Source organism: Marinitoga hydrogenitolerans DSM 16785, assembly GCF_900129175.1.
Classification (GTDB): Bacteria; Thermotogota; Thermotogae; order Petrotogales; family Petrotogaceae; genus Marinitoga; species Marinitoga hydrogenitolerans.
The window spans coordinates 1-23,331 of the sequence record NZ_FQUI01000006.1 but is presented as its reverse complement, the minus strand read 5'-3'; the positions used below and the strand labels follow the sequence as shown (position 1 = coordinate 23,331).

At 26.1% G+C, this 23,331-nt stretch carries 19 protein-coding genes and 1 pseudogene; all 20 read right to left on the bottom strand.

What is annotated here, in order from left to right:
- Window positions 1-54: 54 nt before the first annotated feature.
- Window positions 55-780, bottom strand: a complete 726-nt coding sequence (tlyA, locus tag BUA62_RS02920) for a 23S rRNA (cytidine-2'-O)-methyltransferase TlyA (protein ID WP_084670668.1) — start codon at window positions 778-780, stop codon at window positions 55-57.
- Between the two features lie 9 nt (window positions 781-789).
- Window positions 790-1,788, bottom strand: a complete 999-nt coding sequence (locus BUA62_RS02915; protein WP_072863279.1) for a hypothetical protein — start codon at window positions 1,786-1,788, stop codon at window positions 790-792.
- Between the two features lie 134 nt (window positions 1,789-1,922).
- The gene (gene truA, locus BUA62_RS02910; RefSeq protein ID WP_072863277.1) at window positions 1,923-2,660 is read right to left on the bottom strand and encodes a tRNA pseudouridine(38-40) synthase TruA; all 738 of its coding nucleotides are present in this window, start codon (window positions 2,658-2,660) and stop codon (window positions 1,923-1,925) included.
- A 12-nt stretch (window positions 2,661-2,672) separates the two neighbouring features.
- Window positions 2,673-3,263 carry a hypothetical protein gene (locus tag BUA62_RS02905; RefSeq protein WP_072863275.1) on the bottom strand — a complete coding sequence of 197 codons (591 nt, stop codon included), beginning with the start codon at window positions 3,261-3,263 and terminating at the stop codon, window positions 2,673-2,675.
- 9 nt (window positions 3,264-3,272) lie between these two features.
- The gene (locus tag BUA62_RS02900) at window positions 3,273-4,958 is read right to left on the bottom strand and encodes a phospho-sugar mutase (protein ID WP_072863273.1); all 1,686 of its coding nucleotides are present in this window, start codon (window positions 4,956-4,958) and stop codon (window positions 3,273-3,275) included.
- A 116-nt stretch (window positions 4,959-5,074) separates the two neighbouring features.
- Window positions 5,075-5,413: a YraN family protein gene (locus tag BUA62_RS02895; protein ID WP_072863271.1), complete on the bottom strand. Its 339-nt coding sequence runs from the start codon at window positions 5,411-5,413 to the stop codon at window positions 5,075-5,077.
- Entirely contained in the window at window positions 5,413-5,709 is a 297-nt protein-coding gene (gene gatC, locus BUA62_RS02890) for an Asp-tRNA(Asn)/Glu-tRNA(Gln) amidotransferase subunit GatC (RefSeq protein ID WP_084670667.1), read from the bottom strand. The genes BUA62_RS02895 and gatC overlap by 1 nt, the downstream gene beginning before the upstream one ends.
- Before the next feature lie 11 nt (window positions 5,710-5,720).
- Entirely contained in the window at window positions 5,721-6,980 is a 1,260-nt protein-coding gene (locus BUA62_RS02885) for an ArsB/NhaD family transporter (protein ID WP_268775999.1), read from the bottom strand.
- Window positions 6,981-7,008: 28 nt separating this feature from the next.
- Window positions 7,009-9,618, bottom strand: coding sequence for an alanine--tRNA ligase (gene alaS, locus BUA62_RS02880; RefSeq protein WP_072863268.1), 2,610 nt, complete (start codon window positions 9,616-9,618; stop codon window positions 7,009-7,011).
- Window positions 9,619-9,630: 12 nt separating this feature from the next.
- A complete protein-coding gene (locus BUA62_RS02875; RefSeq protein WP_159429491.1) occupies window positions 9,631-10,476 on the bottom strand; it encodes a phosphatidate cytidylyltransferase in 846 nt (281 codons plus the stop codon).
- A 1-nt stretch (window position 10,477) separates the two neighbouring features.
- On the bottom strand, window positions 10,478-11,179 hold the full coding sequence (locus BUA62_RS02870) for an isoprenyl transferase (RefSeq protein ID WP_072863265.1): 702 nt from the start codon (window positions 11,177-11,179) through the stop codon (window positions 10,478-10,480).
- A complete protein-coding gene (gene frr / locus BUA62_RS02865; RefSeq protein ID WP_072863263.1) occupies window positions 11,176-11,754 on the bottom strand; it encodes a ribosome recycling factor in 579 nt (192 codons plus the stop codon). Before frr ends, BUA62_RS02870 begins: the two co-directional genes overlap by 4 nt.
- 27 nt (window positions 11,755-11,781) lie before the next feature.
- Window positions 11,782-14,373 (bottom strand): glycosyltransferase family 2 protein, encoded by a 2,592-nt coding sequence (locus BUA62_RS02860; RefSeq protein WP_072863261.1) that lies wholly within the window; start codon window positions 14,371-14,373, stop codon window positions 11,782-11,784.
- Window positions 14,374-14,387: 14 nt separating this feature from the next.
- Window positions 14,388-15,761, bottom strand: a complete 1,374-nt coding sequence (dnaX, locus tag BUA62_RS02855) for a DNA polymerase III subunit gamma/tau (protein WP_072863259.1) — start codon at window positions 15,759-15,761, stop codon at window positions 14,388-14,390.
- A gap of 79 nt (window positions 15,762-15,840) precedes the next feature.
- Window positions 15,841-17,097 (bottom strand): HD-GYP domain-containing protein, encoded by a 1,257-nt coding sequence (locus tag BUA62_RS02850; protein ID WP_072863257.1) that lies wholly within the window; start codon window positions 17,095-17,097, stop codon window positions 15,841-15,843.
- A 2-nt stretch (window positions 17,098-17,099) separates the two neighbouring features.
- Window positions 17,100-19,184, bottom strand: a complete 2,085-nt coding sequence (locus BUA62_RS02845; protein ID WP_072863255.1) for a FecR family protein — start codon at window positions 19,182-19,184, stop codon at window positions 17,100-17,102.
- A gap of 4 nt (window positions 19,185-19,188) precedes the next feature.
- Window positions 19,189-19,842 (bottom strand): DUF3307 domain-containing protein, encoded by a 654-nt coding sequence (locus BUA62_RS02840; protein ID WP_072863252.1) that lies wholly within the window; start codon window positions 19,840-19,842, stop codon window positions 19,189-19,191.
- Entirely contained in the window at window positions 19,835-21,016 is a 1,182-nt protein-coding gene (locus BUA62_RS02835; protein ID WP_072863250.1) for an HD-GYP domain-containing protein, read from the bottom strand. The genes BUA62_RS02840 and BUA62_RS02835 overlap by 8 nt, the downstream gene beginning before the upstream one ends.
- Entirely contained in the window at window positions 21,009-23,003 is a 1,995-nt protein-coding gene (locus BUA62_RS02830; RefSeq protein WP_072863247.1) for a CHASE2 domain-containing protein, read from the bottom strand. Before BUA62_RS02830 ends, BUA62_RS02835 begins: the two co-directional genes overlap by 8 nt.
- Before the next feature lie 32 nt (window positions 23,004-23,035).
- Window positions 23,036-23,331, bottom strand: a pseudogene (locus tag BUA62_RS11455) (transposase); the annotation flags it as partial.

Below are 23,331 nucleotides of genomic sequence, written 5' to 3'. Positions count from 1 at the left end.
TTGTATTATAACAACTAAAAGCTTTAAATGTATGTCTTAATATTTAATATTATGTTAATTGTTTTTTCTGACATATAATAAAAATTCCATATTGCCTTCTTTTCCTTTGATTGGTGACTCTGTTATACCTAAAATTTCAAAACCTTCTTTTTTAAATGCATCTGTTACTTTTTTTATAGCTTCTTTTCGAGATTTCTCGTCTTTCACAATTCCTTTTATTAATTTTGTGGAGGTTAATTCAAATTGTGGTTTAATTAATATTATACCTTCAGCATTTGAAATTGTTATCTCTTTTATTGAATTTATAAGTTTTGTAACGGAAATGAATGAAACATCACAGGTGAAAAATTCAATATCATCAAAATCTTCTTTTTTTAAATAACGAGCATTTGTATTTTCCATTAATATAATTTTTGGATTATTTCTTAAACTAATATGTAATTGATTAGTTCCAGAATCTATTGCATAAATCTTTTTTGCTCCATTTTCTAATAATACTTGAGTAAACCCTCCAGTTGAAGAACCTATATCTGAACATATTTTATTTTCAACATTAATTTTAAATTCTCTAAAAGCTTTTAACAATTTATATGCAGCTCTACTGACATATTTTTCAATTTCTAAAACTTCAACATTATCCTTTTCGCTTACTTTTAGTGATGGTTTTATAACGATATTTCCATTGACCTTTACTTTTTTATTTTTTATTAAACGTTGTGCTTTTTCTCTTGATTCTACATAATTATTTTTAGTTAAATATAGATCTAATCTCATCTCCATTTTTATACCTCATTTTGTTGTTTTTTTTGTTATTTTTACTTTATTATTTTTTATAAATATGTTTGTATTTTTTAAAGAGAAATTTTTTTCTGTATAAATATGTATATTATTTTTTATTTCTGTAGTTTGACCTGTATAATATAAACCACCAGTTTTTAAGTCAATTGTATATTTTTTTCCACCAAAAGTTATTATATATATTTTATTATTGTTTACATTAATTGACACAGGAGCTCTTTCCATATCTCTAATTATATTTCTTAAACCCAATGTTATAATTTCACCATATGAAGTAATAAGGTAAATTGTAAAATTATTTTCATATGCAAATACGGGTATTCCATGAAACTGAATTCCTTTTTTCTTTTCAAGGAGACCAAACGGTGAGACAAAAACAGCATTTTCAACTATTAGAACTTCACCTCCATCTTTTGGTATCCATATACTTTTTTCTTCACCAGTAATTTCAATACCTGTTTCTAAATCAAAGATTGCCAGTATTTTTTTAAATTCTATTTCTTGTTTTATTATTTCATCCATAAGAGAAATATTATATTTATTATATATATTTTTAAGGTCGAAAGAAATTTTTTCATAAGGAGTTTCTAAGGTATATTGATTTGGAGGTAGTTCAAGAATTTTTTTTAATTCTATTTTTTTTCCATTTAACGTTGCATCTCCAGTATAGCCAGAGAAACTGACTTTAATCCATCTATCCGGAACACTTTTTAAGCTTTGACCAATAGGTAAATTAACAGGGTATTCAAGTTCAATGTCGTTTTTTATTAGTTGTATTTTTAAATTTTTTGACCATGTAAAAAAGGCTGAATTTACGGGTTTTCCAGATTCGTCTATTATTTTGCAATTATTAGCTATTAGATAAATCTGCCTTTTAAAATAATTCTTAAAAATTTCTGTTATTAAAGAAGAAAAATTTTCAATGGAATCTTCATACTCGGTCTTTTCAAAGTTGATAATAATAGTAGAAGCCTGAATTGTAATTTCCATTCTTTTAGAATTAGTAGATGGAGGAGTTTCTATATCAGCATATGAATAGAGAGTGTAAAAAATATTAGAAAATAAATAAGAAGGGCCATTATATATTAGCCCTATTTTTTCTTTTGAAAATATTGATATAGAAATTAAAATAACACAGAATAAAAGTATAATCCTTGTGGTGGAGCGGATGCTGGTGCTTTTGATCTGCTTTTTGCTTCTAATATTTCTTTTAAATAATCTGGTTCCCAACTTTCTGTCCCTACCTTTACTAATGCTCCTACAATATTTCTAACCATTCTTCTTAAAAAAGATTGTCCCTCAACTCTTATTAATATTATATTATTTCGCATTTTTAAAATTCTAATTCTATAAATAGTTCTTATTGGATTTCGATCATCATTACCGGTTTTAAATGTTGTAAAGTCATGTTCTCCTTCTAAATATTTTGAAGCTCTTCTCATTTTATCAATATTTAAATCATATGGAAACCACCATACCCTATCTCTTAAAAAAATATTTGGTTCATCATTTTGATAAATGAAATAGTGATAAATTCTTTTTTTAGCTTCATGACGTGGAGAAAATTTATCCCGAACACTTATAACCTTCCTAACATAAATATCTTCTGGAAGATTTGCATTTAAAGCATCTTTTATATTTTTTAAAGTCATTCTATCATTTGGAACATCAAAAGCAATAACCTGTCCATAACCATGAACTCCTGTATCTGTTCTACCTGATCCCCATGAAATTACTTTTTGTTTGAAAATTCTATTTAAGGTTTTTTCAAATTCACCTTGAACAGTTCTTACTTTTGGCTGACCTTGAAAACCGTTAAATTTTGTACCATCATAGGCAACTATTGCAGCAACTCTTTTCATATTATACCTCCGTTATAAAACGCCTTTTTCTTTTAAAACACCAGTTTCTAATAATTTATAAGCGATTTCTTTTTCTTGTTTTTCTAATAATTCAATGTTTTTAGAAAATATATTTTCATAAATTCTAATTAAATAAATATTTGCAAATTTAGATATGTACATTTTTAATGTTTCTTTGTGAGAATCATCAACATCGTTAACTATATTTTCTAACCAATCTTCGTAATTCTCACGTATTTTTTCAGTTTTTATAAGTGAATTAAATTCATGTATAGTGTTATAAAGTCCTATAAACTCAGAAATTATTTCAATATAATCACCATATAATTCTCTTATTTCTTCAGATAAAAAGTCAACAAAAGAAACTTTTAAATAAGAAGAAATTTTTTTATCTATTTTTAGAAATCTTTTTAGTCCAACCAGGTTTCCTTTTTTTTCTTTTAATATAAAATAACCTAAAATTCCATTATTAAAATTTATTATGTTGTTTAGATCTTCTCCGCTATAAAGAATGATTTTCAATGTTTTTGGATCTACAAATTTACATTCTTTTGGAACATAAAAATCGCCATTATTTGTAATTAATAGCAGGTTAGGTTCCATAATTTCACCTCAAAATTTCATTAAATGATTTATAACTTCTCGTGCAGTTGTTAAAATTTCTTTCGCTTCAGATTCAATGTTCCCATTTATTAACAAATAAAACTTAATTTTTGGCTCAGTTCCAGAAGGTCTTCCGATAATTTTCAATTTGTTATCAAAATTTAATTCTACAACATTAGATTTTGGTAAATCATTGATGCCCTTCAAATAATCAATTGTTTCTACTAATTTCAGTTGACCAACTTGTGTAGGAGGTTGTGTTCTCAATTTTTGCATAGTAGCGTTGATTTTATTTAATCCATCAATACCTTCTAAAGTAAAAGAAATATTTTCTTCAAGATAATAACCATATTTTTTTCTAAGAGTTGATAAATAGTCACTTAGAGACATATTTTTATTATGAACATGAGATACTAGCATAGCAACTAATCCAGCAGCAATTATAGCATCTTTATCTCTTGCATGTTCATTTGCCAAATAACCATAACTTTCTTCAAAACCAAAGATAAATTTCTTTTTACCGTTATTATAGTACTTTTCTATTTTCTCTCCTATGAATTTAAAGCCTGTTAATGTTTCTTCTAATGCAACGTTGAATTCTTTTGCAATAGGTTTAATCATGTCAGTTGTTACAATTGTTTTTATTATTAACCCATTATTTGGTAATATTCCCAAAGATTGCATTCTTGTTAGTATATAATGAGATAACATAACACCAATTTGATTTCCAGTAAATGCAATATACCTATCGTTTTCTTTAACATATATACCTAATCTATCAGAATCTGGATCAGTTGCCATTACTAAATGAGCATTGATTTCTTTTGCATAGTCTAAAGCCATTTGAAAGGCATCTTTTTCTTCTGGATTGGGTACTCTAACAGTTGAAAAATTAGAATCTGGTATAGCCTGTTTTTCGACTATTTTTAAATTAAACCCTAATCGCGTTAATAATTCTTTTACAGGTTTTAGTCCAGTACCATGTAAAGGTGTATATACAATTTTTATATTATTTTCCAAATGAGGATTTAAAGATCTCAAATAGCTTTCTAATGTATTTATATAATCATCAAAAAGTTCATCTGAAATCCAATTAATATCTCCATTTTTAATGCCTTCTTCGAAATCAATAATTTTTATGTTATCAAAATAATCTAATTTATTAATTTCTTCAATGACTTTATTTGCAATCTTTGGAACAGCTTGTGTTCCATCAGAAGTATAAATTTTGTATCCGTTGTATTCAGGAGGATTATGGCTTGCTGTGATTACAATTCCTCCAGTTGCTTTTAAATACCTAACAGCAAAGGATAAGATTGGTGTAGCAGTAACTTCTTTAAATATATGTACTGTAATGCCATTTGCAGCTAAAACAGATGCTGCTGTTTTAGCAAATTCAAAAGAATTTTTTCTTGTATCATATGCAATAACAACAGCAGGAAATCTGCATGTAGTCTTTAAGTAATTAGAAAATCCCTGTGTAGCCCTTGCTACAGTATGTATATTCATTCTGTTTGTTCCTGCACCTAATTTTCCTCTTAATCCGCCAGTTCCAAATTCTAAGTCTTTAAAAAACCTATCTAAAATTTCATCATCATTATTTTTTATATTTTCTAATTCTTTTACAATATCAACATCAGCTTTATCTAACCATAAATTATATTTTTCATAGGAAATGTTCTTAATATTTTCCATGATTTTTCCTCCTTGAAATATTATCATTTTTATTAATTTTATTCATACTAAAATTATAACACAAAAAGGAAAAATATTTCAAAAATTTTATTAGGGGCATAATATGCCCCTAATAGTTAAAATAGTTTTTGATCAGGAAAATATGAAATTTCAAATTTATCGTTTACTCCAATTACATCAATTCTTGTTTCTTCAAAGTCTATTTTTGTGAATTTAATATAAATATTTGCAACTTGAGAAATCTTTTTCAGCTTTTTATAATTAACTCTATAAGCAGGATTTTCTAAATAATCCTTACCACCTTTTACTTCAACAAAAACTAAACAGTTTTTATCAAGTGCAATTATATCTATTTCACCAATTTTTGTAGTGAAATTTCTTTTTAATATTTTAAATCCTTTATTTTTCAAATATTGTGCAGCAACATCTTCATATTTTTTCCCTTTATCGTTCATTATCCCTGTATTCCAGGTACCTTTAGTAAATTATTCTTTTGGTTAGGAAATTCATTGATAATATTATCTATAACTTCACTAGTTTTTTCCTCATCAATATGAAATACATTTTTTAACATATTTTCAATAGGTGAAAATAAGGGTTTAACATTTTTTGTGTCAATTTCGTCAATCATTTGCATATATTTTAATATATCGTTTAAATCTTTTTTTATAATATTTTTTTCTTCAGGAGATAGTTTTATCATTGCCAATTTTTCTAATTTTTCTATTAATTTATCATTTACTTCTATCATAAAAATCCTCCTTAAATTAAAATTAGTTCAACGTATATCGCAGATAATATTAGATTAATAGTTACAATAAAGAATGAATATTTAAAAAACTCAAGAAATTTTATCTCTTCATTTTTAAATTGTTTTAACATTGCAAGAGCAATAATATTTGCAGAAGCACCTATTGGTGTGAAATTTCCTCCTAAGCAAGCACCAAGAGATAAAGAGTACCATAATGGGTTTAAATCAGAAAACACAGATGGATTTATATGTTGTAAATTTTTTATAACAGGAATTAATGTTGCTGTAAATGGTATATTATCAACAAAGCCAGATATAACTCCAGCAACTCCTATAAGCATCATAGCAAAACTTCTCATAGAATTTCCAGCAATATTGACTAATATTTGAGTTAAATCTTTCAAAACTCCTGTTTGAACTAATCCACCAGTCATAATAAACAATCCAAAGAAGAATAGAATAGTTCCCCATTCAACTTCTTTAAGGATTTCTTCAACTTCATTTCTGTCCAGAATTAACAAAGCCAAGAATCCTATAAACAATGCGATAGTAGAGCTTTCCATTTCAAGTTGGTGTTGGAAAATAAATAGTAATAACGTTAAAATTAACAAAAGCCATGAGATATAAAAACCTTTTTTATTTTTAATAGCAGAATTAGGATCAAACGATTTTACTTTTTCTCTATCAATTTTGAAGTTTAATTTCTTTTTGAATAAAAGTATTGTAAATAACTGCATAACAAATATATTTAAAAATGAAATAGGTCCATTATTAATAAAAAACTCTGTGAAATTTAGTCCTGCTGCACTGGCAATCATAATATTCGGGGGATCACCAATAATAGTCGCTGTACCCCCAATATTAGAAGCCATTATTTCACCAAATATAAATGGTAGAGGATCAACATCAAGTGTATCAGTAATAGCTAATGTGATTGGAACAAATACTAAAACAGTGGTTACATTATCTATTATCGCTGACAGTAAAGCTACAATAAACGTTAAACCAAAATATAAAACATATCCGTTTTTTTGAAAAACCTTTAAAGTAACAATACCTAAATATTCAAAAAGCCCTTTTTTTCTGATAACAGAAACAAAAATCATCATTCCCATTAACAAATAGATTGTATTTACATCAACATAATTTTTAATCGCTTCAATATGATTTTCAAATATCCCTAAAATCATCATTAGAGTAGCGCCAAGAATTGCGACTATAGTTCGATTAACTTTTTCTGTGATTAAAATAGTATAAGCGAAAAGAAAAATAAATAAAGCTATAGTACGTTCCGTAAGATCATCCCCTTAAAAACTTTTCAATATTATTTATTATACCATTTATTTTAGATGGTTCTTTCCCTCCTGCTTGTGCAAAATCTGGTCTTCCGCCACCTCCACCACCTAATTCTTTTGCTATATTTTTAGCAATATTACCAGCATGATATTGGCCTACTAAGTCCTTTGTAATTTTGACTATAAAGTTAACTTTTTTATCTTTTTTATTGAATAAAATTATAATTCCACTTTTTACTTTATTTTCTGCAATATCAGTTACATTTCTTAAAACATCTTGAGCCACATTTTCAAAAACTTTAATATACACATTTATACCATTTATTTCTTTAATATTAAAAACATCGATGGATTGTGTAGTTAGTTTTTCCTGTAATTTTTTAATTTCTTTTTCTTGCTCCTTAATTGTATCTAATAAATTCAAAATTCTTGAAACAACTATTTCTTGTGCAGCTTCTAAATGTTCAGAAATAGTATTTAATGTTTCTTCTAAGTTATTCAAATATTCCAAAGATTTTATACCAGTAATAGCTTCTATTCTTCTAACTCCAGCAGATACCGCAGTTTCTGAGGTTATTTTAAATAACCCAATTTCTCCAGTATAGGATACGTGAGTACCACCACATAATTCAGCACTAAAATCAGAAATTTTTACCACTCTAACCTGATTTCCATATTTTTCTTCAAATAATGCCATAACATTTTCACTTTTTGCTTCATCAAGTTTTTTTATTTCAGTGACTATTTTAATATTTTCTAATATTTTTTCGTTTACTAATTTTTCAATTTTTTTAATGTCATTCTTTGATACAGCCTCAAAATGTGTAAAATCAAATCTTAACTTTTCATCTGTTACTAATGATCCAGCCTGTTTTACATGGTTTCCTAAAATATCTCTCAATGCTTTATGTAGCAAATGTGTTGCAGTATGATTTTTCCTTATAGAATCTCTTCTTTGTTTATCTACATAAAGGCTAATATTATCTCCAGTTTTTACTTCGCCATTTAGAATTTTTCCAAAATGACCTATAACTTCATTGTTAATTATTTTTGTATTTGTTACTTTAAATTTGAAATTATCATTTTTTATTATTCCAGTATCTCCAATTTGTCCACCTTTTTCTGCATAAAAAGGGGTATTTCTGGAGATAATTATAATTTCTTCACCTTCTTTTGCACTTTCTATAATTTCTTCATTTTTTACTAAATATAATATTATACTTTCATCTTCAATTTTTTCATAACCTGTAAATTTTGTGGATTTTAAGTTTTCTCCAATAAATTTAAATGCAGGGTTCATTTTTGTATATTCTTTTTCTCCAGCAGCTTCACGTGCTCTTTTCCTCTGAAGTTCCATTTGTTTATTAAAATCATTTTCATCAACTTTAAAACCATGTTCTTCAGCAATTTCTTTTGTTATATCTAAAGGAAATCCATAAGTATCATATAGTTCAAAGGCAAATCTTCCGTCTATTTTCTTTTCTTTAGAATTATTAATGTAGTTTATTAACTTTTCTGTACCTTTATCTAATGTTTCTAAGAATCTTTTTTCTTCAGCTTCGACAATATTTTTAATAAAAGAAGATTTTTCAATAATTTCCGGATATATATCTCCATATGAGTTTAATACAACTTCAATTACTTCGTTTAAAAAAGGTTCTTTTTTTCCAAGTAATGCACCATGCCTTAATGCGCGTCTTAAAATTCTTCGCAAAACATAACCTCTACCTTCATTTGATGGTAAAATCCCTTCAGATACTAAAAATGAAACTGCTCTCGAATGATCGGCGATAACTTTAATAGAAACATCAGTTTTTTCATTTTCTCTAAATTTAATATTAAATATATTTTCTATTTTATTAATTATAGGAGTAAATAAGTCCGTTTCGAAATTATCATACACACCTTGCACAGCAGCAGTAATCCTTTCTAAACCTGCCCCTGTATCAATATTTTTTCTTGGTAAAGGAGATAAGTTTCCATTTTCGTCTTGATAATATTCGGTGAATACTAAATTCCATATTTCAACATATCTCCCACAATCATCTTCAGGAGTGCATTTTTCTGGATTAGAACATAAATCAGTTCTTCCTGTATCATAATATATTTCTGAACATGGACCACAAGGCCCTGAAGGACCAACAGGTCCCCACCAATTATCTTCTTTCCCCATTCTTATTATTTTTTCTTCGGGAAAACCAATAACATTCTTCCATATATTATATGCATCATCATCATCAAGATACACAGATACCCACAATTTTTCTTTTGGTAATTTTAGAACTTCTGTAAGAAATTCCCAAGCAAATTTAATTGCACCTTCTTTAAAATAGTCACCAAATGAGAAATTTCCTAACATTTCAAAAAAAGTTTGATGCCTGGCTGTTCTACCAACATTTTCAATGTCGTTAGTCCTTAAACATTTTTGACATGTTGCAATTTTTGTATATGTAGGTTCAACCTTTCCCCAAAAAATAGGTTTGAATGGAACCATTCCTGCAACTGTAAATAGTAATTGTGGATCACTAGGAATTAAAGGGAAACTTTTCATTATTTTATGATCATTTTTCTCAAAGTAATCTAAAAATGCTTTTCTTATTTCTTTTGAATTCATTTAATCCCTCCATTATATACCAAAAATTTTCATTAAAAAATAAAAAGATGGTGTTAAATATAATAGTCCATCTATTCTATCGTACATTCCTCCATGTCCGGGTAACGTTTCACCAGAGTCCTTTAAATTAAATGTACGTTTAAAAGATGATTCAGTAAGATCACCGATAGTATCAACTATACCAACCAAAATTGCAAAAAAAATGGCTTGAAATTGATTTATAATATTTAAATTAAATTGAGATCTTATGTATTCGTAAAAAATTATATAAAGATAAGTTAGAACAATTCCCCCAATCAATCCTTCTATACTTTTTTTAGGAGAATAATTTGGAGATAATTTATGTTTTCCTATATTCAGCCCAACAAAATATGCCCCAGCATCATATATCCATACAGTAGTTAAAACTAATATACCAGTTGTTGCTCCATAATTTAAAATTATGTGATAAAAGTATGATAGAAATAAAGAAATTAAAATAAGTCCAAAAGTATAACTTTCAATAACAATTTTATATTTATTTGTGTTTTTTAAATATATTAAAGAAAAGCCTGAAACTAATATAATAGAAATTAAATATATAGTAATAGGATCAAAAATGACTAATCCAGAATAATAAGCTCTTAAAGAAAAACCATAAACAGCACTTGTTAATGCCATCATTATAGAGAGAAAAACTTTAAATTCATATTTGAAATTTTTTAATGTCATTTCGAAATATTCTAATGCTGTGATTAATATTATAGATGTAACCAACCCTATTGAAGTTGGTAAAGAAAAAAAAGAAAAAACAACAGCTGGTCCCAAAATGAGTCCTGAAAGTGTTCTAATAAGGAGATTTTTTTTATTTATTGCCAATTCAGTCACATCCTTCATCAGATGAAATGCTTCCAAAACGTCTATTTCTATTAGAAAAATCTTTTATGGCCATTTCTAAATCTTTCTTTGTAAAATCTGGCCACAGAGTATCAGTAAAATATAACTCTGAATAAGCAATTTGCCATAGAAGAAAATTACTTATACGTATTTCACCGGATGTTCTAATTATTAACTCTGGATCGGGGATATCAGGAAGATATAAGTTTTTTGATAAATCTTCAATAGTTATATTTTTTATATTATTTGAGATTAAATTATTAACAGCATCAACTATTTCTCTACGACCACCATAGTTTACTGCTAAAATAACATCAATTTTTGAGTTGTTTTTACTTTTTTCTTCTATTCGTTTGCATACATTAAAAACATTTTCTGGAAGTTCTTCAATTCTTCCTATGAATCTTACTCTAACATTTTCTCTTATTATTTTATTTAATCTTGATTCTAAATATCTTACCATAAGCGAAAAAAGGAAAGAAACTTCTTCTTTGGGCCTTTTCCAATTCTCTGTAGAAAAAGAGTATAAGGTAAGATACCTTATACCAATATCAGACGCCCATTGTATTACATCTTCAGCAACTTTTGCACCACGTTCATGTCCCATGGTTCTTTTTAAACCTCTTTGTTTAGCCCATCGGCCATTTCCATCCATTATTATTCCAACATGTTTAGGTATTTTCAAGATTCCATAATCTCCTTTTCTTTTTTGTGGAATACTTCGTCTATTCTACTCTCGTGTTCTTTTAATATTTTTTGTACTTCTTCTTCAAGTTTTTTTGCTTCGTCTTCAGGTAGTTCTCCATTTTTTTGTTTTTCTTTAATGATTTTCATGTCTTCTCTTCTTATATTTCTTAAAGCGATTTTAAATTCTTCAGAGAGTTCTTTTGCGTGTTTTACCCACTTTTTTCTATCTTCTACTGTTGGATTAGGAAACTTAACTCTAACAACAATACCATCAGTTGAAGCCATCATTCCCAAATTAGCAGCATTTATAGCTTTTTCGATTTTTGAACATAAAGTTTTATCCCATGGTGTTATAACAACTGTTCTATCTTCACCAACTGTTAATGTTGCGGTTTGATTTATAGGTGTTGGTGTTCCATAATAATCTACCATAATTTCTTCAAACATAGCTGGAGAAGGTCTTCCTGTTCTAAGTTTTTTGTATTCTTCTTCCAAATGTTTAACTGTTTTGTCCATTTTTGATTTTGCTTCTTTTAAAATAGGATTTTTTAATGACACAATATCCACCTCCATATCTTTTTTGTGTTTTATTCTAATAAATCATTTTAAATTTTCGTATTTTACAAGAAGGAATTTATCATTAATAAACTCAAAAGATGATGGTGCTAAATAGTTGAAAAATTTATTTATTCTTTTTGCATCTAAATACCAAAAAGCTCTTGGGTCTTTTAGAAATATATTTTCATTTAGGTTAAAAATAACTAATAAGTGATTTGTTAATGCCCTTAAATAATTAATATCATCTATTAATTTTCTAGAATATTCAGGATTAAAAAATACTATTAAATCAAATTGTTTGTTATATTTTCTGTCTTCAATATATTCTAAATTTGATATTGAAATATGTTCTTTTTTAAAAAATGGGGTGATAGAATTAATTTCTAACAAATTATCTATTTGGTACTCAGAAAGTATATAATTCAGTTTTTTATTTTTTAAAGGATCAGGATAAATTGAATTAAAATATTTAGAATAATTTTTCAAATAATTATCAAAACTTTTCATAGAACTATATGTTGGGATTGGAGAAACATAATTTAAGCCTGTTTTTTCAGATTCATACCATGTTTTTATAGGATTTACAATAGGCATTAATGATATTATTTCACCTATATTTAATACGTTAACTATCTTATCTTCTTTTTCCTTTATATTTTCTTCAAAGTAAAAGCCTGTGTATAAATAATGTCCATTACTTAAATCAGCTAATATAGGATTTAATTCAAGGGCATATTTGAGATATTTTTTTGCTTCGTCAAATTTGTTATTTTCTTTGAAATAATTATATAATCTTAAACTTACGAAAGCTTTAAAATAATTATTTTTTGTTGTATTATATACTTTTTTCAGTTGTGATTCATATAATTTTTTGTTATCATTTTTCATCTTTATACAATATACGTATTTTAATTCTGGAAAAGTTTCACCAAAGTAATAATCAAATAATGATATTTCTCTGTGATCAAAAATATTAATATCAAAAAATAATTCAGTTTTTTTACTCATTTCTTCTTTTAGTTCTACATATGCTGGAATCAGTTCTTTAGGATTCATCTGAGTTAAAATATCTTCTATTAATACCTGTACGAATTTTGCAAGAGATTTTTCCAAATTTACAGCTTTCTTATATCTTGTTTTAGCTTCATTGAATCTTCCGTTTTTTGTTAATATATCTCCAATTAATAATTCAATCACAGCTTTTTCTTTATCAGTACTTATATCTTTCCTAATACGTCTTATTTTTAAGAGTAGTTCTAACAATTGTTCAAAATCATCTTCAAATAAATTATCAATAAATGTTAACAAAAATCCGACTATATTTTTCTCATCTTTTAATCTATTGACAAAATATTCCAAAAACAAATAAGGGTTTCTACCTTCTGATTTTTGGAATATTAAGTCGTATTTTTTTATGTTAGTATTGTTATCAAAATAATTTATCTTATCTACTATATTAGAATGAAGATTTTTTAAAAATGTTATTAGTTTTTCTTTTATGTCATAATCTTTTTCTTTTGTAAATTCATCAAAAGCTAGATTATATAATGCAATAATCTTTTCATTATTTTTAGTATAATCAAAATCATTTATAATATTCTTAAGATTTTCAAAATCTTTTGTTTTTATTTTCGCCATTGCAAGATATGCTAACCCCTCATTTTTTTTGAATAATGATTGCATTGACCACGTGATTTCGCTTCTTCTATTTTCAAATATATTGAGATATTTTAAAAAATCATATGCTGCCAATTTAAGATTTTCCCAGTCTCTTTTATTATAATATACGTTCATTAATCCATAAAAAGCATCTAGATTCCATCTGGAACCTAATTTGAACCACTTTTCAGCCTCATCCCAATATCCTTTATTCATTAATTCTATTCCCCATAAAAAGATAAATTCAACGGTCATAGGAATAGGTTTGTAATCCTTTTTTCGAGCGCTTTTTAATACTTTTTGAGCAATTTTATAACCTACTTTCATTTTTTCAATATGTTTTTGAGCTATGGATAATGTTTTCATATATTGTATTAAGTAATATTCGTCTTCTGGGTTTTCTTCAAGATATTTTTCAATAAGAGCTAATGTTCGTTCTGTTTTTTGTTTTCTTCTCAATCTAGTCCAAATATAACCATAATGTAGCAATTCAAGATCTACTTTAATAGTTTTTCCTTTATAAACAGGTTGGTTATGAACAATATTTTCATATTTAACTTTGCCATTTTTAAAAAATCTTGCTGTACTAGCTATTTCAGAGTGTTTTTTGTCAAAATCAAGATAATTTACTGTTGGGATATATACTGCAACTATATCTTTTTCAAGTGATTTTAAAAAACTTCTAATATTGTTTCTTAAATTCTCAGAAGCTTCTTCGTCTGCGTCAACGATAAAAACCCATTCAGATGTTGCATATTTTAATGTTTCGTTACGTGCATCAGAAAAATTACCATTCCACGGGAAAAAATAAATTTTATTTGTATATTTTTTAGCAATTTCAACAGTATTGTCTGTAGAGCCTGTATCTACAAATATAATTTCATCGCAAAAATCTTTTATACTGTTTAAACATCTTTCTATATTTTGTTCTTCATTTTTAGCCATTATACACGCACTAATTAATTTTTGATTCATAATGTCCCCCCGAGTTAAAATAATTTTAAAATATTATTTTTTCGTAATTCTTCATTATTGTTGTCTTCAAACACAATATCTATTTTTACGAGATGTTTTGTTTGATTTGAATATAATAATTCTAAAATAGTAGATTTAGATTTGGTAATTTGATATTCCAATAAATTTTCTTTTTTAAAATAAATTTTCACATAATCATCTTTTTCTGTTATATTAGCCTTTTTTAATGCAAAGTATAATCCTATATCCATTTTTTCTTTTTTGTTTAATAGAATGTCTAATATTTTAGAGGTTAATGTTTCAGTGTCAATCAAAGATTTTTCTTCGTAAGTAGTAATGTTTTTGAGATTATTATTATTATTATTAGAATTTTTCTTTTTTGTATTTTCAATAGCAAGCAATAATATATTAATATCAAACAAAATTTTTTTGTTTTCAGAAAATTTTATATCTTTTAATAAGTCAGACAATTTTTTAGCAATATAAACATTTTTTTCTAAATTTTCAGAGTTTTCAATATTATTAAAAATATATTCTAAAGTTTCTTCAAGAAAAACTTCTATTTCTTTACCCTCAGTAAAAATTTCATTTGATATTTCTAATAATTTTTCTTTGTTACTATCATATATAGCTGCTAAAAAATCTGTTATTAATTTTTCATCAAATAATCCTAAAATATTAATAACATCATCTTGGGTTATATCTTCATCCGAAAATTTTAAAATTTGTTCCAGGAGAGATAAAGCGTCTCTAGCTCCACCTTTTGCTTTTCTGGCGATAATTCTAGCAGCATTTTCTGTAATCTTTCTATTTTCGGCATTAGTGATATTTAAAATATGTTGTGTTATTTCTTTTTCTGTAATATTTTTAAATTGCAAAACTTGAGCTCTTGAAATAATAGTTTCAGGAACTTTTTCGAGATTTGTAGTGGCTAAAATAAAGATAACATGTTCAGGAGGTTCTTCTAATGTTTTTAATAACGCATTAAAGGCTTCTTTAGTGAGCATATGGAATTCATCTATTATATATACTTTATATTTCCCCGATACTGGCCTGAAATTTGCAGCATCACGAATTTTTCTTATTTCATCAATTCCTCTATTAGATGCGGCATCAAGTTCAATTACATCCATAAAACTTCCGTTATTTATAGCTATACAATTTTCACATGTGTTACAGGGGTTATGTCCTTGAGGATTTTCACAATTTAATATTTTACTTAAGATTCTTGCGGTAGTTGTTTTACCAGTACCTCTAGGACCAGAAAAAATATATGCATGTGAGATTTCGTTTTTATCGATAGATTTTTCAAAATATTTTTTAATATGTTCTTGACCAATTAATTCTTCAAATGTTGAAGGTCTATATTTTCTATATAATGTAATCATTACATTCTCCTCCTGTGAAATAATCAATATAAATTATATCATATTATCAAAAAAATAAAAAGGGGGAAATACCCCTTTTTTAATCAATAACGCATTTTTCAAGCGCTTCAATTATTACACAATCAAATTTTTTTGGACAATCATTTTTTAGCATTTTTATTACCTGTTCTTTTGGCCAAGGTTCTTTGTATACTCTTTTCGCAGTTAAAGCGTCATAAATATCAGCTACAGCTAATATTTTTCCAAAAAGTGAAATGTCATTATTTTTTTTGTTATAAGGATATCCTGAACCATCAAGTTTTTCATGATGTTCTAAAGCTCCTAGAGATATGTTTTTAGATAAAAAGTCAATTTCCGATAAAAGTTTTGCGCCTATTATTGTATGAGACTGTATTATCTTATATTCTTTTTCTGTTAATTTTGATGGTTTGTTAAGTATATTATCAGGAATACCTATTTTTCCAATGTCATGTAAAAGAGCTGCAATTTCAAGTTCTTCTAAGAAGGAATCATTAAATTTTAATATTTTTCCTATTTTTATTGCTAAATTAGATACGTTTTTTGAATGAGTATGCGTATAATTATCTCTTAAATCAATAGCAGTAGCAACAGCAAGAATGAACCCTTTAACAGTACTGCTTAGATCATTATATATTTTTGAATTCATTAATTTGTTAGATATTAAAGAAGAAAAAAGTTCTATAATATATTTATCTTCTTCTGTATAATAATTATCTTTTTTGTTGACAGCTTCCAGAACACCAATAGGATTATTTTCGAAAAATAAAGGGGTTGCAATTAAATTAGTTGTTTTATATTTAGCTTTTAAATCTGTTTGTTTAAAATGTAAAGGATTTTTTTGAGCATCATTTATAATTAACGTTTCCTTTTTTTTAAAACATTCCCCAGCAATTGAGGCATTTATTGGAATATCGATAGTTTCTATACTTCCACTGGCACCACCAGAAGTAATATAAAAGTTTAATACATTTTTGTCTTCATTATATAATAATATAGAAGCACCATCAGAATTAAGCAGTTCTCTTAAGGCGTCTTCTGTTAATTTTAACACAGTTTCAAGTTTGAAATTACTACTAATTAATTTTAATATTTCCAATGTTGAAGATTTTTTGAATTTAACATTCTTTAGTTTTTCAATATCTAAATTAAATAATACATTTTTTAGAGTAATTAATTTTAAAGGATTTAATCTTTCTTCAGTGAAAACATATATTTCAGGATAAATGAGGGTACTGTGAGTACCCTCATTGCCAAATAATATATTTTTGATTTTAAATCCTTTTATGTTTAAGTTTTGTATTGCAAGATCTAACATTTTTAGAACTCCTTTGTTTCAAAATTCAGAGTATATTCAAATTTTTGTTCTCTCATATTATAGTTTATAGAATATATAACTCCAGAGTTTTCCAAAATAGGATAATATATAAATCCTTGTAAGTTTGTATTGTCATTCAAAAAAACATTGGTTACAGAAGGATCTTCTAAAAATTTATATTGTATATATGTAAATCCAGCAGTTAATTGAGGCATTCCGCCAATAGAAGGAATATTTAAAGTCATTTGGCCATTTAATAAACTATCTCGGTTTTCACTAAATAATTTGTTATAGTTAATCAATACATTTAAATATGGAGCTATAGATAGTGTAGATTTTCCCATTAATCCAAATGATGAAGGGCTATTTAAGTCCATATAAAAACCATTTGCAGCATTATATTCATAATAAGAATTTAAATATTCCATATTAAAACCTTCAGATAAATAATTAAAGCCTAACATAAATTGAAAATATGGAGGAAAGTTTATTGTTGGACCAGCTAACAATCCATAGACTATTGTTCCGCTGTTAGTTAATACAATATCGCTTTCTATTCCAAGTCTGAAGAATAAAATATCTTTATATAAAGTAATTAAGTATGCTTGATTAAATTCATTTTCTGGTTTTTCCGAGTTTAAATTCATTATAGCTGTTATTTCAGTATTTAATGGCCCCACATCAGTATCAATATATCCAAAGAAAATATTTGAAGATTGATTATAATTAAAAGGCATTAAAGAATATATTTCATATGGTATATGCCCTCCTAATTTTAAACTTCCGAATCTCAATTCAGTATCAAAAACTCTTGAATAAGGTACATAGTAATTATTCATAAATAATCCTAAACCTCTTGTATATGATGGACTTATTCCATATCTAATATAAAAGTTTGGAAAATCTAGTTTAAGGTAATTTATTGATAAGGCGCTTATAATATTTTCAGAAGGTGAAGCGCTTTCACTTGGTATTCCATAATATAACGGACTATTGATATCTTCTTGATAAGCATTAAAACCTATACCTATTCCAAAAGGTCCAAAATCAAAATTTGGAGCAAAAGAATATACTAAATATGAATTTAAACCTTTTTGTTGTTTACCAAAAGAAATATTGCCAATATTGGCCTTTGTTTTAGTAGGTTGTTCTTCAGCAGGTTGTGTGGTTTCTTCTTTTGGTTGTTCTTCTTTTGGAATAAAATCATTTTCATACTCTTCTAAAAGTTTATCTAATTTCTGTAATGTTGGGTTAATTTGAGAAGGGGAATAACTAAACATATTTCCAGCAGTTACAGGAAACATTCGATTATTTACCATTGTGTAAACCGTACCTTCAAATGTTCTAATTTTTGCAATATCACCTATTTTTTCAAATCCGAATTCAGTTCCTCTAACACCGGCAACTACTGAACCAGAACCAACCAAATATTTAGAGCCAGGAGCTAATATTTCTTTTATTTTATTTATAGTTGCTCCTTTTTTTAATTCATATTCAATATCAATATCTCCATTTTCAGAAACTCTTAGTCTTTTAATATATAATTGAGTATCAGAAGTAACTTTAATTTCAATGTTTAAATTTGGTTCTTTTAAGTGGACAAATCCATCTTTTAAAGTCAATAGATCTGAATTTTCTTGTATTATTGTTTCAAGACTAAGTGAATCCCAAATGTCTGAATTTGGTTTTTTATATAATACATTTCCTTTTTTTTCTAAAATAATTAATTTTGTTTTAGGTAAATTAATACTTTCTTCAATAATATCCAAAACTAATTTTTTTTCAATACTTTTGTCTTCGTTAAAAAATGTAATAACAGATTCTCCGGGAATCAAAGGGGCTAAAAATATAATTTGAGCTTTTCCATCAATTAAATCAAATCCATCAAATAATATCAGAGGATCGTCAAAACCCCCGCTAGTAACATCAACATAAAGATGTGTCAAAGTAGATTGATCTGTAGATATTTGGATAGGGATATTTTCACCAGCATAAACAGTTGTATTTTCAATGGTAATAGTAAGATTTCCAAAAAATAAAATGGAACTTAATAAAAATAGACAAATCACTCCCCACTTTTTAAACATAATTTCACCTCCATATAGTTAAATACGTGATTATTATACTAAGAGATAAAGGTCCTAATTCTGAACGTGTGTTTATTTCTTCTTTTTTTATCATTAAAAGTATTGAAAACATTATAAATATAAAAGAAAATATTAAGAACAAAATATTATTATAATATTTTATAAATGGCAAAGCCATTCTGAAGATGTATCCAAGATAATCTCTTTTATATGGCTTTTTAAAACCATCTATCATATAAAAAAGAAGACTAATGAAGTAAGCGTTAAATAAAGCAATGGAAATGATTTTTGTATATTGTAAACTAATAAATAAATTTTGCGGATTATAAAATAAACTTACTAGCATTAGTGAAGAAAAATGCATAACTTGATCTAATATATAATAAGTGTGAGAATTAAAAGATTTTTTCGCTCTATTTTTAAATTTTAATGAATCAATAGAGAAATGTATTAAAGTTAGAAAAAGTATTATCGATAAATTTTTTAAATTTAAAGATGATGGTAATAATAATATAAACATAGAAATGAAAATTATAAAAATATGCAAAAGTAAAACAGGGACTTTTGAATTTTTATATTTTGCAATATAAGATGTTTGAAATACATAATCTCCAACCAAATGAGAAAGTAAAAAAGTGAAAAAAATATTTTCAATCATTGTTTATCACCTCTTTTAAAGCCTTTACTAAAATAGGATTAAAAAATATTCCGCTATAACTTTCCATTAATTCAAGAGCTTTCCTTTTGGGTAATTTATTTCTATATGGTCTATCTTCCAATAAAGAATAATATGTATCAAGTAATCCTATAATTTGCGCTAAAAGCGGTATGTTATCACCATAAAGTCCTTCGGGATACCCCTCGCCATTCCATTTTTCATGATGATATAATACAATTTTTTTAATATCTTCAGATATAGTAGTGATTTTAGAGACAAGATTATAACCATAATTAACGTGTTTTTTTATTAATTCATTTTCTTCTAAAGTTAAGTCTTCTTTTTTTAATAACACATATTCAGGAATCCCTATTTTCCCTATATCAAAAATCATACTTCCGAATTTGAGATTTTTAATATCTTTTTTGTTCAAGTTTAGATATTCTCCAATTTTAACAGCACTTCTTGAGATGTTTTGGCAATGCTTTTCGGCACCAGGTACCCTTGTTTCTAATATTTTTGTTAAAATATTTAAAGATTTATCTAAAATAATATTGAATTTATTTTCTAAGAAAGAATTTTCTATATTTTTGTTTATATAATCATTCAATTCATATAAAAGGGCATAGTCATATAAATCAAATCCGTTATGTTTAGTTAAGATAAAATATCCCAAAATTTCTTTTTCTAAAAAAATAGGAAGGTGTGTTTTATCAAAGAAACAAGATATATCTGAGAATTTTTTCATAGAATATATAGGAAAAGATATATTTTTGAATAAAAGATTTTTATTGGTGGAAAAATAAAATTCCACATCATCAAGATTGAATACTTCTTTCAATGTTTTTTTAATATTTTCAATAGTTTTTTCAAAATTAATATTAGGTTTTATTTGTGAAAGAAAATCAAAAATTTTTTTATTTGGATCATCAAATTTTTTAATAGAACAAAATTTTTTTATGATTTTATCAAGACTCAATAAATAAATATTATCTGTTTTTTCAAAAAAAGAAATTTCAACATTATGTGTTCCTTTATATAAAACCCGTATTTTCTCGTTTTTATTTTTCTTAATATTATCAAATGATTCATTATCAATGGAAATTTTATATTCGACATCCATTTCTTTCAGAATCGATAAATTTTCTAAAATTAAATTGTATAGATTATTCATTAGTATCTCCTTCCTTTATCGTAAATAGCTTTAAAGGCAGTTCTTTTCCTTTAACTTTATAATCGCCTATATATTTAAATCTAAACTTTTTTGACCGTTTTACAATTTCTTCTGTTACTATAAGCCATTGATTTAGCTCTCTGGTCAAATGTTCAATTCTTGATGTGGTATTTACAGTATCACCTATACAAGTATAATCCATTCTAAAATCCGCTCCAATATTTCCAATAATTACCTCTCCATAATGCATACCTATCCCGGCATTAACTTCAAAATCAAATCCCATTTTTTTTAATTCTATATTTATATCTTTTAGTTTTTTTCTCATATCCAATGCACAAGATATAGCTCTATCAACCTCATCTCCAAATTCAATAGGAGCACCAAAAATTGCCATAATTAAATCACCTATAAATTTGTCTATAGTACCATAGTATTTGTTTCTTATAATATCAACCATTTGAGATAAATAATAATTTAGAAATCTTACAACATCTTCAGGAGATAATTTTTCAGATTTTTCTGTAAATCCAACAATATCAGACATAATCAATACAACGTTCTTTTTTTCTCCACCAAGTTCTGTTTTTCCCTGATCTAATAACTTTTGTGCAACGAAATCTGGTACATATTTAAAGAAAAAAGATTTTATTTTCTTTTTTTCTTTCGATTCATTTAAAACAGATTGAACAGTATCTATAATAGAAATTATCAATGTTGAAAGAACAGGGTAAAAAGTATCGACCCATATATTATTTTTAAAAAGGATATAAGATATAAATATATATGAAGATGGAATAGAAAAAGAAATAAGTTTTACATATATTTTTTTATATGAAGAAAATATTAAAGATAATAAAAGTAAAGAAAATAATATAATGATGCTGTAAAAGAAAATTACACGCGTTATTTTATCTTTACTAATAAGATTTTGAACTGCTGTAGCATGTAAATAAACGCCAGGTTCGTCATTAGAAAAAGGAGTAATTCTTAAATCATATAGCCCTTTTGCAGTAGCAGAATAACCTAAAATAGCAACTTTATTTTTAAAATCATAATTATCATATTTTTTTGTATAGACAAAATCATAAAATGATATTGTGTCAAAAACATTTTTTCCTTTTCCATAAAAATTTAAAGAATAAAATCCGTTTTTATCTGTTTGTATTTTTTCATTGTTAATTTGAATTATGTAATTTTTCGGATCAAATATAAAGTCATTTATATCATAGTTTTTATAAAAAGCGTACAAAAAAAGATCCATATGAGGGAATAACCCCGTACTATAACCATTTTCAGCAGCCCATTCTTCTTTGAAAATTAGAGGTAAACTTCTGGCAACACCATCTGGATCTAATTGCCCGATTTCGTAAGTAGAAGCAGGAACTAATGAAGAAAATTCTGGAATAGGTGGAATTATTTTGTATGCGGTTAATGGATAAAATAATGGTAAATATTCAGGGTTTTTTAGCTTGAAAGAATATTTAAGATAGAATCTATTATCTTCAAGTTTTTTTCTGAAAATTTCATTGTATTCTTTAAAATTTTGTTTCTCGACAGTTAAGTAAGTACCTAATACAACTTTATTGTATTTTCTTAAAATTGCAGATAATAATACATCATCTTTCGATTTTCCATTAGACATTATATTGCTTTCTGATGGTGTCGTAAAAGAAACATCAAAACCTATAGTTTTTATGCCAAATTTAAATAATTTTGCTACCATTCTTGCATAATGTTCTCTATTCCATGGCCACTCATCATTAAATTCTGTGGCCATATTTATTAAAGAATTTTCATCAATAGCTATAACAATGACATCGGATTTTATTTTCTTTTCTCCGCGAATTCTGTATCTTAAATCAAGCGTTTTTAATTCGAAATTTTCAATCCATGGATTGTTTAAAAGATATGTTATTAAATATATTAATAAAAATATTATAAAAAGTATATGTATCGTTTTCAATCTGAATTTAAATATTTTCATATTATCACCTAATATTAGCCTGTCTAAAAAGTCTAAAGGCCAAAAAAATTAGAAATCTTTTTTAAAGGTAAATTATGAAAAAGATTAAAAAGAACAATAAGATTGAATAAAACAACAGTAATACCAGCAAAAGTCAAATAATTTCTATTTCTAACATACCAAACATATTCAGTACCAAAAGACATATCCATAATACCATTAACTCTTTCAATCTCCCAACGTAATTTATAATCATTCTTAAAAGCAATTCTAAAAGATTTCATAACATATCTATTATAAGATTCATAATATTTAGTATTTCTTTTATTTAAGTCAATAACTGGTATAG

Bases quoted from the DNA above. Each gene is read 5' to 3' on its own strand.
- tlyA (WP_084670668.1), bottom strand. From the start codon at position 780: ATGGAGATGAGATTAGATCTATATTTAACTAAAAATAATTATGTAGAA.
- BUA62_RS02915 (WP_072863279.1), bottom strand. From the start codon at position 1,788: ATGGAAATTACAATTCAGGCTTCTACTATTATTATCAACTTTGAAAAG.
- truA (WP_072863277.1), bottom strand. From the start codon at position 2,660: ATGAAAAGAGTTGCTGCAATAGTTGCCTATGATGGTACAAAATTTAAC.
- BUA62_RS02905 (WP_072863275.1), bottom strand. From the start codon at position 3,263: ATGGAACCTAACCTGCTATTAATTACAAATAATGGCGATTTTTATGTT.
- BUA62_RS02900 (WP_072863273.1), bottom strand. From the start codon at position 4,958: ATGGAAAATATTAAGAACATTTCCTATGAAAAATATAATTTATGGTTA.
- BUA62_RS02895 (WP_072863271.1), bottom strand. From the start codon at position 5,413: ATGAACGATAAAGGGAAAAAATATGAAGATGTTGCTGCACAATATTTG.
- gatC (WP_084670667.1), bottom strand. From the start codon at position 5,709: ATGATAGAAGTAAATGATAAATTAATAGAAAAATTAGAAAAATTGGCA.
- alaS (WP_072863268.1), bottom strand. From the start codon at position 9,618: ATGAATTCAAAAGAAATAAGAAAAGCATTTTTAGATTACTTTGAGAAA.
- frr (WP_072863263.1), bottom strand. From the start codon at position 11,754: ATGGAGGTGGATATTGTGTCATTAAAAAATCCTATTTTAAAAGAAGCA.
- BUA62_RS02860 (WP_072863261.1), bottom strand. From the start codon at position 14,373: ATGAATCAAAAATTAATTAGTGCGTGTATAATGGCTAAAAATGAAGAA.
- dnaX (WP_072863259.1), bottom strand. From the start codon at position 15,761: ATGATTACATTATATAGAAAATATAGACCTTCAACATTTGAAGAATTA.
- BUA62_RS02850 (WP_072863257.1), bottom strand. From the start codon at position 17,097: ATGTTAGATCTTGCAATACAAAACTTAAACATAAAAGGATTTAAAATC.
- BUA62_RS02845 (WP_072863255.1), bottom strand. From the start codon at position 19,184: ATGTTTAAAAAGTGGGGAGTGATTTGTCTATTTTTATTAAGTTCCATT.
- BUA62_RS02840 (WP_072863252.1), bottom strand. From the start codon at position 19,842: ATGATTGAAAATATTTTTTTCACTTTTTTACTTTCTCATTTGGTTGGA.
- BUA62_RS02835 (WP_072863250.1), bottom strand. From the start codon at position 21,016: ATGAATAATCTATACAATTTAATTTTAGAAAATTTATCGATTCTGAAA.
- BUA62_RS02830 (WP_072863247.1), bottom strand. From the start codon at position 23,003: ATGAAAATATTTAAATTCAGATTGAAAACGATACATATACTTTTTATA.